Below are 12,651 nucleotides of genomic sequence, written 5' to 3' on the forward strand. Positions count from 1 at the left end.
TTGACAGCGTCGTTGTCATCGACGTAGCCTCACCTCGTTCCCCGACACGGAAGCGAGGCGACTATGGCAGTCGCAGATGTCCTGTTCACCGGCGGCCGGATCTTCACCGGCGCCGGTCGACCCCTCGAGGCCCACGCGGTCGCGGTCATCGGAGACCGCATCGCCGCCGTCGTGCCCGACGACCAGATCGCGGGCCTGATCGGCCCGCGCACGGAGGTCGTCGACCTCGCAGGCGCCCTGCTGAGCCCCGGCTTCCAGGATGCCCACATCCACCCGGTCGCGGGCGGCATGGAGCTCCTGCAGTGCAATCTCGCCGGGTCGGCGGATGCCGCCGACTCGGTGGCGCGCGTCAAGGAGTACGCGGCCGCGAACCCCGACGAGGAGTGGATCCTCGGCGGCGGCTGGTCGATGGACCACTTCCCGGGCGGCGCCCCGAGCCGTGCGCTCCTCGACGACATCGACCGCCCCGTGCTGCTGCTCAGCCGCGACCACCACAGCACGTGGGTCAACACCGCAGCCATCCGGCTCGCGGGCATCGACGCGTCGACGCCGAACCCCGTCGACGGCTGGATCGAGCGCGAAGCCGACGGCCACCCGGCCGGCACCTTCCACGAGGGCGCCGGCGACCTGTTCAGCCACGTGCGCCCGCCGCACAGCGACGAACTGGCGTTCCGCGGACTGCTCGCCGCGCAGGAGGAGCTCATCGCCCTCGGTGTCACCGGATGGCAGGACGCGATGGTGGGCGCCGCCAGCATCATCGCCGACCCCATCGAGGCGTATCGCCGCGCGATCCGCGAGGGTCTGCTGCAGGTGCACGTGAACGGCGCCCAGTGGTGGGAGCGCGACGGCGGCCTCGAGCAGGTGGCGCGCATGACGGCGCGCCGCGACGCGCTCGCCGCGGAGATCCCGGCCGATCGGTTCACCGTCACGACGACGAAGATCATGGTCGACGGCGTCGCCGAGAACCAGACCGCCGCGATGCTGACGTCGTACAAGGACGCGCACGGCCACGAGACCGGTCAGGCGGGGCTCTCGTTCATCGACCCGGCCCTGTTGCGCGACGCCGTCACGGCCCTCGACGCCGCGGGGATGCAGGTGCACTTCCACGCACTCGGCGACCGTGCCGTGCGGGAGGCGCTCGACGCCGTGGAGGCCGCCCGCGCCGCCAACGGTCCGAGCGACGGGCGCCACCACCTCGCCCACCTCCAGGTGGTCGACGAGGCGGAGGTCCCGCGCTTCGCCGCGGCCGGCGCCGTCGCCAACCTGCAGGCGCTGTGGGCGACGCACGAGCCGCAGCTCGACGAGCTGACGCTGCCCTTCCTCCGCGACGGGGCCGAAGCGCGGCACTACCCCTTCGGCGACCTCGTGCGGGCGGGCGTCGCGCTCGCCGCGGGAAGCGACTGGCCCGTCTCGAGCGCCGACCCGATGGACGCCATCCACGTCGCCGTCAACCGCACCTTACCCGGTTACGACGGCGAGCCGCTCGGCGGCGAGGCGCAGCGCATCGACCTCGCGACGGCCATGGCCGCGTACACCTCGGGCAGCGCGTACGTGAACCACCGCGACCACGACACCGGGTGGATCCGCGAGGGCTATCTCGCGAACCTCGTCGTGCTCTCACCTGACCCCTTCGCGGTCCCGGCGAAGGAGATCCACACGTCCACCGTCCTGTCCACCTGGATCGAGGGACGCCCCGTCTACCTCGCCTCCGACACCGCAGAGGAAGCAGCATGACTCGCCGCACTCTTCCCCGCGCGCTCGCCGCCACGGCGGCCGCCGCGGCCATCGCGCTCGTCGCCGGCGGATGCGCAGCATCCGACACCCCCGAGAAGAAGCCCGTCGAGTGGAAGCTCTCCGCCACGACGCCGGCCCCCGCGGGCGATATCGACTCCTTCACGTGGGCGTCGTACGCCGAGCCGTTCTCGCTCGACTACGCCTACGCGTTCGACTACGCCGACAACCAGATCCTGTCCAACGTGTGCGAGTCCCTCCTGCGGCTCAACCCCGACTTCACGCTCAGCCCGGGCCTCGCCGAGTCGTACGAGCACCCGACGCCCGAGACGTTCGTCTATACGATCCGCGAGGGCGTGACCTTCCACGACGGCACGCCGCTCACGGCCGCCGACGTCGTGGCGTCGATGAACCGCCACCTCGACCCCGCCGTCGGTTCGTTCTGGTACTCGGCGTACCAGAACGTCACCTCGATCGAGCAGACCGGCGACCGCCAGGTCACCGTGACGCTCGCGGTGCCCGGCGAGCAGTTCAACCTCGCGATGGGGAGCTCGGCCGGCGTCATCGAGTCGGCCGCGACGCTCGCGGCGAAGGGCGCCGACTACGGCAACTCCACCGGCGGCGTCAACTGCACGGGCCCGTTCGAGCTCGCCGACTGGAAGTCGGGGGAGTCGATCACCCTGAAGCGCTACGACGGCTACTGGGACGCCTCGCTCAAGGCGAAGGCGGCGGAGGTGACCTTCGTCTTCATGGCCGACCCGACGGCGCGCGTCAATGCGCTGGCGTCGGGCGACGTCGACGGCTCGTGGCTCGTCCCGTCGTCGGCGGTGCAGCAGCTGCAGAACTCCAAGGCCGGCGACATGTACTTCGGCCTCACCTCGGCCGTCGGCAGCCTCGTCGTCAGCAACCTGCAGGGCCCCCTCGGCGACCTGAAGGTGCGCCAGGCGCTCATGATGGCGCTCGACCGCAAGGGGATCCTGGATGCCGCGGGCAGCGGCATCGGCGAGGTGACGAACGTGCTCACCACGAAGTCGGTCTGGGTCGGCGCGGATGCGGGCGCGGTCGACAGCGCCTTCACCGACGTCGAGCCGTACGACTACGACCTGGCCGCCGCGAAGAAGCTCGTGGAGGACGCCGGCGTCGCCGGCGAGGAGGTCACGATCGTGACGGCACCCATCTCGGGCGAGTTCGCCGTCATCTCGCAGGCCACCGCCGCGGCGCTGGAGTCGATCGGGCTCAAGGCGAAGATCGAGTCGATCACCCCGGGTGCGTACACGACGATGTTCTCCGACCCCAGCGCGCGCGAGGGCGTGGACCTCTTCTACACGAACTGGTACCTGTCCAGCCCCGACCCGCTCGAGATGTACGGCGTGCTCCGGACGGGCGAGTTCAGCAACTACGGCGGCTGGAGCGACCCCGAGTTCGACGAGGTCGTCAACACCGCGATGGCCATCGACGATCCCGCCGCGCGGAGCGCCGAGACGGCGAAGGCGCAGCAGATCGCGAACGCCCAGCTTCCGTGGCTGCCGCTGTACACGGCTCCCACGACGCTGTTCCTGGGCACGCGCATCACGGGCGCGGCCCCCTCGATCGCGTACCTCTATTACCCGTGGGCGGCGACCATCGGCGCGCGGTAGCGCTCGGTGGTCCCTGAAGGAAAGGCGAGCGCGTGATCGCCGTCCGTCGCGTCGCGGGGAAGCCGGGTGGGCTCCTGCTCACCCTCTTCCTCGCGTCGCTGCTCATCTTCTTCTCCCGCTTCCTCGTCCCGGGAGACCCGGTCGACTTCCTCCTGCGCGGGCGCAAGCCCAGCCCCGAGGCGATCGCCGAGGTGACGGCGCAGTACGGCCTCGACCTCCCGCCATGGCAGCAGTACCTCGACTGGGTGGGCGGCATCCTGCAGGGCGACTTCGGACGCTCGCTGCAGTACCGCCAGGACGTCACGACCGTCATCGGCGACCGCCTCCCGGTGACGCTCGGACTCGTCGTGATGGCGGGACTCATGATCGCGATCGCGGGGCTGGGCTTCGGCACGATCGCCGCGCTCAACCGCGGCCGCTCCGGCGACCGGCTCGTGCTCATCGCCCTGACGGTCCTCGCCGCCATCCCGTCGTTCGTCGGGTCGATCGTGCTCATCGCGGTGTTCTCGGTGCAGCTCGGCTGGTTCCCGTCGTTCGGGTCGGGCGAGGGGTTCTGGGACACGGTGTACCACCTCGTCCTGCCGTCGGTCGCGCTCGCGATCGTCTTCACGGTGCTGGTCGCCAAGGTCACACGCTCCGCGATGGTCGAGCAGCTCGTCCGCGAGCACGTCGAGGTCGCGACGAGCCGCGGCCTCTCCCGCGGCGCGGTCGTGGGTCGCCACGTGTTCCGCAATGCGCTGTGGCCCATCGTCACGGTGAGCGGCATCCTCGTGGCGGGACTCCTCGTCGCGAGCGCGATCGTCGAGTCCGCGTTCGGGCTCGCCGGTATGGGCTCGCTCCTCGTGCAGTCGGTCGATCGCCTCGACTTCCCCGTCGTGCAGGCGATCGTGCTCCTGGTCGTGACGGCGTTCGTCGTCGTCAACGCGATCGTCGACGTGCTCGAGCCGTGGATCGATCCGCGGACGGCGGCGGGGGCGGGTGCGCGATGACCTCTCCCACGATCGCCGTGCGGGTGCTGCGCATGCCCCGTGCGACGCGGACGGATGCCTTCCTGCTGATCGCCGTCGCCGTGCTCGTGCTCTTCGCGCTCGCGGCGGTCTTCGCGCCGCTCGTCGCGCCGTAGGATCCCGAGGCGGTCGATCTCGGCGCCGTGTACGCGTCGCCGAGCCCGGCGCACTGGCTCGGCACAGACGCGCTGGGGCGCGACATCCTGAGCCGCATCATCTACGGAGCCCGGACGGCGCTGCTCGGTCCGCTCCTCGTCGTGATCCTCTCGACGGCGCTCGGCGCCCTCCTCGGCCTGCTCGCGGGGTGGCGGAGCGGATGGCTCGACGCGACGCTCGGGCGTCTGTTCGACGTCGTGTTCGCCTTCCCGTCGCTCCTCATCGCCATCATGGCCGTCGCGCTCTTCGGCAAGGGGCTCGTCGCTCCCGTCATCGCGATGAGCATCGCCTACATCCCGTTCGTCGCGCGGCTGACCCGCACGCTCGTGACCGCCGAGCGCAACCGCTCGTACGTCTCGGCGTATCGCGTGCAGGGGTTCGGCGGGGCGTGGATCGCGCTGCGCCGCGTGCTGCCGAACGTCACGCCCGTCGTCGGGGCGCAGTCGACGCTCAACTTCGGCTACGTCCTGGCCGAGCTCGCTGCACTGTCGTTCCTCGGACTCGGCGTGCAGCCGCCGACGCCGGATTGGGGATCCATGATCAACGAAGCGCAGGCGGGCCTCGCCGGCGGCCACTTCCTGCCGGCCATCGCCCCCGCCGTCGCGGTCGTGCTCGTCGTCGTGGCGGTCAACATCATCGGCGAGGAGCTCCCCCGCCGGGTCGGAGGCGGATCGCGATGACCCTGCTCGACATCCAGGGCCTCACGCTGGACCTGCCCGACGGCACGGAGCTCCTGCGCGGCATCTCGCTGTCGGTCTCCGCCGGCGAGACGGTCGGGCTCGTGGGCGAGTCCGGCTCGGGCAAGTCGCTCACCGCGCGGTCGGTGCTCGGTCTCCTTCCCGATCGGGCGCGCACGACCGGCTCGGTGCGCGTCGACGGGCTCGAGGTGCTCGGCGCCTCCCGCCGGGACCTCCTCGAGGTGCGCCGTCGCCGCGCGGCGATGATCTTCCAGGATCCGCGGGCGGGCATCAACCCGATGCGCACGATCGGCGACCACATGACGGAGTCGCTGCGGCTGTGCCAGGGCGTCAGCCGCGCCGCCGCGAAGGACCGTGCGCTCGAGCTTCTGGCAGCCGTGCGCCTGCCGCGGCCGGACGACCACTTCGACCAGTACCCGCACGAGCTGTCGGGCGGCATGCTGCAGCGCGTCATGATCGCGGGCGCCCTCACGAGCGATCCGAAGCTGCTCGTGTGCGACGAGCCCACGACCGCCCTCGACGTGACGACGCAGGCCGACATCGTCGCGCTCCTGCAGGAGCTCCGGGATGCCCGGGCCATGGGCCTGCTGTTCATCACGCACGACCTCAACCTGGCCGCCTCGCTCTGCGACCGACTGGTCGTGATGCGCGCGGGGGCCGTCGAGGAGGAGGGCCCGGCGCGCACGGTGCTCCTCGCGCCGCAGACCGCCTACGCCGAGCGGCTGGTCGCCGCGACGCCGTCGCTCACGGCTCCTCTCGCCGAGCCGCCGGGCGCCGTCGACGCCGGGTCACTGGCCGCCGCCGAGCCGATGCTCACGGTGCGGGGCCTCGGCAAGACGTACGCCTCGCGGGGGAAGGAGCCGGTCGTCGCGGTTCGGGATGCCTCGCTCGAGGTTCCCGCCGGCGGCTCCCTCGCCATCGTCGGCGAGTCCGGTTCGGGCAAGTCGACGCTCGCGCGGATGATCGTGGGCCTCGAGCAGGCCGACGCCGGCGACATCCGCATCGCCGGCCGCGAGCGGACGACCGTTCCCCGGACACGTGCGGAGCGACGCGCGCACGCGCGCAGCGTCCAGATGGTGTTCCAGGACCCCTACCTCTCACTCGATCCGCGCATCACGGCGGGCCGCGCCATCGAGGACGCGCTCCGCCTCCACGGACGCGCGAGCGCGAAGGACGCGCGGGCGCGCGTCCTCGAGCTCCTCGCGGCGGTCGGCCTCGAGGAGAAGCACGCGGCCGCCCGCCCGCGCACCCTCTCGGGCGGGCAGCGCCAGCGCGTCGCGATCGCCCGGGCGCTCGCGATCGAGCCGGATGTGCTGGTGATGGACGAGGCGACCAGCGCCCTCGACGTGTCGGTGCAGGCGCAGGTGCTCGACCTCGTCGCGCGCATCCGCGCCGAGCGCGGTCTGACGCTCGTGTTCATCAGCCACGACCTGGCCGTCGTGCGGCGCGTGTGCGACCGCACGCTCGTGATGAGCAGGGGCGAGATCGTCGAGCAGGGCCGGACGTCGGAGCTTCTGGCCGACCCGCAGCATCCCTACACCCGCCGTCTCCTCGCCTCCGTGCCGGAGCCCCTGCACCGGTGAGAACAGGGGTGTGCGGTATACAGGAGGCATGCCGGTCCGCACGCCAGACCCCGATCCGAACGAGAGCGACGACCAGGGCACGCCCCGCGATCCTCTCGGCGGCATCGGCGCGTCGTTCGGGGTCCCGGGTCGTCCCCTCGGGGACGGCACGTTCGGATCGCCCGCCCCGGGCAACGCCGCGAACCCGGGATGGCTCACCGACATCGAGCTGGCCGAGGCGCGGCGCCGCCTGCCGATGCTCTACGTCGAGGCGATCCCCGTCCGCACCGACGGCGTCGGCGCGGTCACGCAGGTCGGCATCCTGCTGCGCGCGACGCCGCTCGGCGAGATCACGCGCTCGATCGTGTCGGGCCGCATCCGCTACGGCGAGACCGTGCGCGACGCGCTCTTCCGTCACCTCGAGAACGATCTCGGGCCCATGGCCTTCCCGCTGCTGCCGCCGCAGCCCGTGCCCTTCACGGTCGCCGAGTACTTCCCGATCCCCGGTGTGAGCGCGTTCCACGACGACCGTCAGCACGCCGTGTCGCTCGCCTTCGTCGTGCCCGTGACGGGCACGTGCGAGCCGCGCCAGGACGCGCTCGAGGTCACGTGGCTCTCACCGGAGGAGGCGGCATCCGATTCCCTCGCCGCCGAGATGGAAGGCGGCCGCGGCACGCTCGTCCGCCTCGCGCTCGCGAGCGTCGGCGCCCTCCGCTGACCCCTCTCGGCGCCGCTGCAGCGGGGTCGTGCACAGGCCCGCCGCCGCGGGCCGGATCTCCCAGGCGCGAGAGGTAGAGTTCTCACACCCGAGGCACGGTTCGCCGTGCCGAATCCCCCCACCTGTCGACGCGGAGCGCGACGTTCCTCCTCCGCCGACCCCTCGCATCCGCGCGGTCGGCGCGGTCCGAGCGCGCGCTCCTGACCCTCGTCCGAACGGAGACACAGATGTCCGACCAGCCCTCGCCGGAGCGCCCGACCGACGCCGACGGCATGTCGCCGTTCCAGGAGCTCATCGACGGCGGCACGCCCGCCGCCGAGGCCGCCGTCTTCACGACCGCCTTCCGCGGATACGACAAGGACGAAGTGGATGCCGCCGTGGCCGGCCTCAACGCCCGCGTCCGGTCCGCCACCGAGCAGGTGTCGGTGCTCAAGCAGCACCAGCGCCGCGCCGGCGCCGCGCTCGCGCAGAGCCGCGAGAAGGTCGAGCGCCTCGAGGCCGAGCTCGCCACGGCCGACCAGCAGCGCCGCGAGGCCGTCGAGCGCGTCGAGGCCGAGATCAAGGCCGCGCAGGCGCAGGGCCGCGACGCCGTCGAGCGCGCGCAGGCCGAGGCGACCGCCGCGTCGGCGCAGGAGCGCGACGAGGTCGAGCGTCTGCGGGCCGAGCTCGCCGCCGCCGAGGCGCGCGCGACCGAGGCCGAGAAGCGCGTGCAGACCCTCAGCGACGAGCTCGTCGGCGCAGCGGCCGACACCCCGAACCGTCCCCAGTTCGAAGAGGTGCTTCGCGTCGCCGAGGAGCAGGCGGGCGTCCTCATCCGCAACGCGACGGTCCAGGGCGAGCGCCTCCTCATCGTCGCCCGCGAAGAGATCGACAAGCGCCACAAGGATGCCCGTGCCGAGGCGGAGTCGATCATCGGCCAGGCGCAGCACGACGCGCAGCAGGCGCGTCTGCGCATCGAGACCGAGCTGACGGCCCACGAGGCGCGCCTCGAGCGCGAGGCCGCGCACGCCGCCGAGAAGATCTCGCAGGCCGAGCGCGAGGCCGCCGCCATCCGCTCCGAGGCGGAGAAGGGCGCCGCGGCGCTGCGCACGATGGTCGCCCGCGAGACCGACCTCGCGCGTGCCGAGGCCGACGAGGCCGTGCGCGAGCAGCGCATGCGCGCGCTCGAGTTCGAGGCATCCCTCACCCGCCGTCAGGACGACGCGCAGCAGGAGTTCCTCATGCTGCACAACCAGGCCGTCGCGCACGCCGAGCGCATCACGCTCGACGCCAACGAGCAGGTCGCGGCGTCGCTCGAGCACGCCCAGCGGGTCGCGTCGAAGGCCGAGGACTTCGAGCGCCTCATGCGTGCGCAGGCGCAGCAGATCGAGGCCGACGCCAACCTCCGCGCCCGCGAGACGCTCGAGAAGTCGCGCGACAAGGCGCAGCGCATCCTCGACCTCGTCACCGACCACTCGCAGTCGGTGCTGCGCGACGCCGAGGACCGCACGCGCCAGCTGCGCTGGCAGCAGCACCAGCTCGTGAGCTTCATGGCCGAGGTGAAGGAGCTCATCCGCCCCGGCACGCCGCTCGACGAGGCCGCCGCCGCGATCGGCGAGCAGGTTCCCGGCGCGCAGGACGCGGACCGCGGCGAGGACTCCGGCTACGCCGACGACGTCGACGCCGAGCTGGCCGAGCTCGTCGAGCACGGCTCCGACGACGCGGGCGAGGAGGCCGTCGAGGGCGAGCACGTCGAGGCTTCCGAGGGCGACGGCCAGGCCGAGGAGCTCTCGCACGCCGAGAACTGATCCCGCACACGAACGCGGGGCCGGCGCCGTCAGGCAGCCGGCCCCGCGTTCGCGTTTCAGGTCGAGATCAGCGCGTCGTCTCCCGCGCGATCGCTGCGAGGAACGCGTCGATGTCGTTCTCGCTCGTGTCGAACGAGCACATCCACCGCACCTCGTTGCGCGCGGCATCCCAGTCGTAGAAGCGGAACGACTCCCGGAGGCGGTCGGCGACGCCGTCCGGCAGGGTCGCGAAGACGCCGTTGGCCTGCGTCGGCTGCGTGAACGCGACACCGCGGATCGAGCCGTCCGCGAGTCCCGCCTCGATGCCCGCCCGCAGGCGCTGCGCCATGGCGTTCGAGTGCCTGGCGTTCCGCAGCCACAGGTCGCCCTCGAGCAGCGCGACGAGCTGCGCCGAGACGAAGCGCATCTTCGACGACAGCTGCATGTCGAGCTTGCGGAGGTACGTGATGCCCGACGACGCCTCGGGGTCGAGCACGACGACGGCTTCGCCGACCATCGCGCCGTTCTTGGTGCCGCCGAAGCTCAGGACGTCCACTCCCGCGTCGCGCGTGAAGGCGCGGAGCGGCAGGTCGAGGGATGCCGCGGCGTTGGCGATCCGCGACCCGTCGAGGTGCAGCCGCATCCCGAGCGGGTGGATGTGGTCGGCGATCGCGCGGATCTCGTCGGGCGTGTAGAGCGTCCCCAGCTCGGTCGACTGCGTGATGGAGACGACGAGCGGCTGCGCGCGGTGCTCGTCTCCCCAGCCCCACGCCTCGCGGTCGATGAGCTCGGGGGTGAGCTTGCCGTCCTCGGTCGGGACGTTCAGGATCTTGATGCCCGCGACGCGCTCGGGAGCCCCGCCCTCGTCGGTGTTGATGTGGGCGGTCGAGGCGGAGACGACGGCGCCCCAGCGCGGGAGCATCGACTGCAGGCCCACGACATTGGCGCCGGTGCCGTTGAAGACGGGGAACGCCTGCACGCCCTCGCCGAAGTGGCGGGCCATGACCTCCTGCAGGCGCTCGGTGTAGACGTCCTCGCCGTACGCGACCTGGTGGCCCTCGTTGGCGGCCGCGATGGCGGCGAGGATCTCGGGGTGGATGCCCGAGTAGTTGTCGGACGCGAAGCCGCGCACATTCGGATCGTGGATCGTGGTCACGGTCATCCAATCTAGTTCGGGGGCAGGAGGTCGCCGCGTGCACGAACTCCTCAAGAATCCGCTCGGAGAGCCCCGACACGCCGTCATCCGGTGCCCGCCGGGTCGGCGAGTGAGGAGTTGGTGCCCGCCGGGTCAGGAGAGTTCGACGATGGTGTCGTTGACGTCGGCGGCGTCCGCATCCCAGAGGTCTGCGAAGGCGTCGGCGAGGGTCTGCTCGAGTCCGTCGAGGGCCTTCACGCGGAACACGACGGAGGCCGCTGTCAGCGGGCGCCCGGCGTCCCGTGCGTCCTTCGCGAAGCCCTGGGCGACGGCGCGCGTCCAGGCCTCGCTCGCCGCCTTGATCGCGGCGTAGTTCGCCCCGCCGGCGAGCGGCCGCGCGACGGCGGTCGACGAGACCATCGCGAAGCGTCCGGCCGGGGACGCGCGCAGGTCGTCGTCGAACGCGCGCGTGACGTGGCGCAGGGCTGTGAGCGAGCGCTCGAGGAAGCGGTAGTCGTCGTCGCTCTGTCCGGCGAGACCGCCGCCGCCGCGCCAGCCGCCGACGAGATGCAGGATGCCGTCGACCCGGCCGACCAGGCTGTGCGTGCGATCTGCGAGCCCTCGCACGGAGGTCTCGTCGGTGAGGTCGCAGGTCTGGGTCATGAGGCGCGGCAGTGCGTCCGCGAGCTCGGCGAGCTTGTCCGGGTCGCGGCCCGCCACCACGACCCTCGCGCCGCGATCGAGCAGCGTTCGTGCGGCGACGGCGCCCGCGGCGCTCGTCCCTCCCGCGAGCAGCACGAGTCGGCCGTGCAGTGCTGACGTCATGGGTTCATCCTTCCATCGGCTTCCGGGTGTCGGAGGGGCGGACTAGCCTCGCATCAGTGTCAGGGTGACAGTGCCGCGTTGCGGTGGTTGGATCCTGATCACCTGGCGTCTGGCTCTTAGCCTCGCTGCCGCCTTCGGGTTGGCGTGCATGCGTTTTGCCGGCGTCTGGTGTGATGGACCGGCCGGCGTGACTTGATAGGAGCGTGGCATCGCCCCCCGACTGAGGTTTGTCCGCCGACCGGCCCAACCTGTCCCATTCGGATTCAGGAAGGAGACGATTCCCATGGTGATCGTCATCGGCGCGGATGTCCACAAGGCCACACACACCTTCGTTGCGGTCGACGAAGTCGGCCGCAGACTCGGCGAGAAGACCGTGAGAGCCACGACTGGCGGCCACGAGGCGGCGTTGCGGTGGGCCAGGCGCGAGCTTCCCGGCGAGTTGCGGTGGGGTATCGAGGACTGCCGTCACCTGTCGGCGCGGCTCGAGCGTGACCTGCTCGCGGCGGGGCAGGACGTGGTGCGGGTGCCGCCGAAGCTGATGGCCCAGTCCCGCGCATCCAGCCGGGAGCGGGGCAAGTCCGACCCGATCGACGCGATGGCCGTGGCCCGCGCGGTGCTGCGTGAGCCCGGTCTCCCGGTCGCGTCGCACGACGAGTCGACCCGCGAACTGAAGCTGCTGGTCGACCGCAGAGAAGACCTGGTCAGCGAAAGGACCCGTCAGATCAACCGGCTCCGCTGGCATCTGCACGAACTGGATCCTGAGTTCGATGTTCCGGTGAAGGGGTTCGCGATCGGCAAGCAACGGCGACGGGTCGCTGACTGGCTGGACGGCCGCACCGGCCTGGTCGCTGAGCTGGCGCGTGACATCCTCGCCGATATCGGGCAGGGCAGCATCCGGATCGACGATCTCGAGAAGAGGATCACCGCGCTGGTGCAGGACCGCTACCGGCACCTTCTCGCGATCCCCGGCTGCGGGCCCCTCACCGCCGCGAAGATCGCCGGGGAGACCGCGAACGTCAACCGGTTCCGGTCCGAAGCATGCTTCGCGATGAACGCAGGCGTCGCACCGCTCCCGGTCTGGTCAGGGAACACCCGCGGCAGAGTCCGGATGAGCCGCACCGGCAATCGACAACTCAACGCAGCCCTTCACCGCATCGCAGTCACCCAGATCCGCCTCGACGGCCTCGGCCGCGCGTACTACCGCAAACGCCTCGACCACGGCGACTCCACCGTCGAAGCCCTCCGCTGCCTGAAACGCCGCCTCTGCCGCATCGTGTTCCACGCCCTTCACGCCGACCAACGACCCGCCCACATTCCCTCCAGCCTCCCCCTCACGGCCTGAAACTTGACATAGGAGAAACGCATGGCCGACGAGACCGGTGCCTCGGACCAGCCGACGACAGACGTGATCGCTCC

The 12,651-nt window shown here is 71.6% G+C and carries 11 protein-coding genes; 9 read left to right on the forward strand and 2 right to left on the reverse strand.

The window, feature by feature from the left end; genetic code table 11:
- Nucleotides 1–63 precede the first annotated feature (63 nt).
- The 8 genes from AAIB33_RS18755 (at nucleotide 64) to AAIB33_RS18790 (ending at nucleotide 9,296) form a co-directional block, all read left to right on the forward strand.
- Nucleotides 64–1,734: an amidohydrolase gene (locus AAIB33_RS18755; protein ID WP_345801473.1), complete on the forward strand. Its 1,671-nt coding sequence runs from the start codon at nucleotides 64–66 to the stop codon at nucleotides 1,732–1,734.
- A complete protein-coding gene (locus tag AAIB33_RS18760; RefSeq protein WP_345801474.1) occupies nucleotides 1,731–3,368 on the forward strand; it encodes an ABC transporter substrate-binding protein in 1,638 nt (545 codons plus the stop codon). Before AAIB33_RS18755 ends, AAIB33_RS18760 begins: the two co-directional genes overlap by 4 nt.
- Nucleotides 3,369–3,400: 32 nt before the next feature.
- Nucleotides 3,401–4,357, forward strand: a complete 957-nt coding sequence (locus AAIB33_RS18765; RefSeq protein WP_345801475.1) for an ABC transporter permease — start codon at nucleotides 3,401–3,403, stop codon at nucleotides 4,355–4,357.
- Entirely contained in the window at nucleotides 4,354–4,491 is a 138-nt protein-coding gene (locus tag AAIB33_RS18770) for a hypothetical protein (protein WP_345801476.1), read from the forward strand. Before AAIB33_RS18765 ends, AAIB33_RS18770 begins: the two co-directional genes overlap by 4 nt.
- Nucleotides 4,492–4,518: 27 nt before the next feature.
- Entirely contained in the window at nucleotides 4,519–5,211 is a 693-nt protein-coding gene (locus tag AAIB33_RS18775; protein ID WP_345801477.1) for an ABC transporter permease, read from the forward strand.
- Nucleotides 5,208–6,812 (forward strand): ABC transporter ATP-binding protein, encoded by a 1,605-nt coding sequence (locus AAIB33_RS18780; RefSeq protein ID WP_345801478.1) that lies wholly within the window; start codon nucleotides 5,208–5,210, stop codon nucleotides 6,810–6,812. The genes AAIB33_RS18775 and AAIB33_RS18780 overlap by 4 nt, the downstream gene beginning before the upstream one ends.
- Nucleotides 6,813–6,840: 28 nt before the next feature.
- Nucleotides 6,841–7,509, forward strand: coding sequence for an NUDIX hydrolase family protein (locus tag AAIB33_RS18785; protein WP_345801479.1), 669 nt, complete (start codon nucleotides 6,841–6,843; stop codon nucleotides 7,507–7,509).
- Nucleotides 7,510–7,736: 227 nt separating this feature from the next.
- Nucleotides 7,737–9,296, forward strand: a complete 1,560-nt coding sequence (locus AAIB33_RS18790; RefSeq protein WP_345801480.1) for a DivIVA domain-containing protein — start codon at nucleotides 7,737–7,739, stop codon at nucleotides 9,294–9,296.
- Between the two features lie 67 nt (nucleotides 9,297–9,363).
- Here the strand turns inward: AAIB33_RS18790 and AAIB33_RS18795 are convergent, their stop codons facing one another.
- Nucleotides 9,364–10,437 (reverse strand): low specificity L-threonine aldolase, encoded by a 1,074-nt coding sequence (locus AAIB33_RS18795; protein ID WP_345801481.1) that lies wholly within the window; start codon nucleotides 10,435–10,437, stop codon nucleotides 9,364–9,366.
- 126 nt (nucleotides 10,438–10,563) lie between these two features.
- Complete coding sequence (locus AAIB33_RS18800) at nucleotides 10,564–11,235, reverse strand: SDR family oxidoreductase (protein ID WP_345801482.1); 672 nt, start codon at nucleotides 11,233–11,235, stop codon at nucleotides 10,564–10,566.
- Nucleotides 11,236–11,518: 283 nt separating this feature from the next.
- Here AAIB33_RS18800 and AAIB33_RS18805 point away from each other — a divergent pair, with 283 nt between their 5' ends.
- Nucleotides 11,519–12,577, forward strand: a complete 1,059-nt coding sequence (locus AAIB33_RS18805; RefSeq protein ID WP_345800477.1) for an IS110 family transposase — start codon at nucleotides 11,519–11,521, stop codon at nucleotides 12,575–12,577.
- The last annotated feature ends 74 nt before the right edge of the window (nucleotides 12,578–12,651 follow it).

It is taken from the genome of Microbacterium sp. AZCO, from assembly GCF_039614715.1.
Taxonomy (GTDB): Bacteria; Actinomycetota; Actinomycetes; order Actinomycetales; family Microbacteriaceae; genus Microbacterium.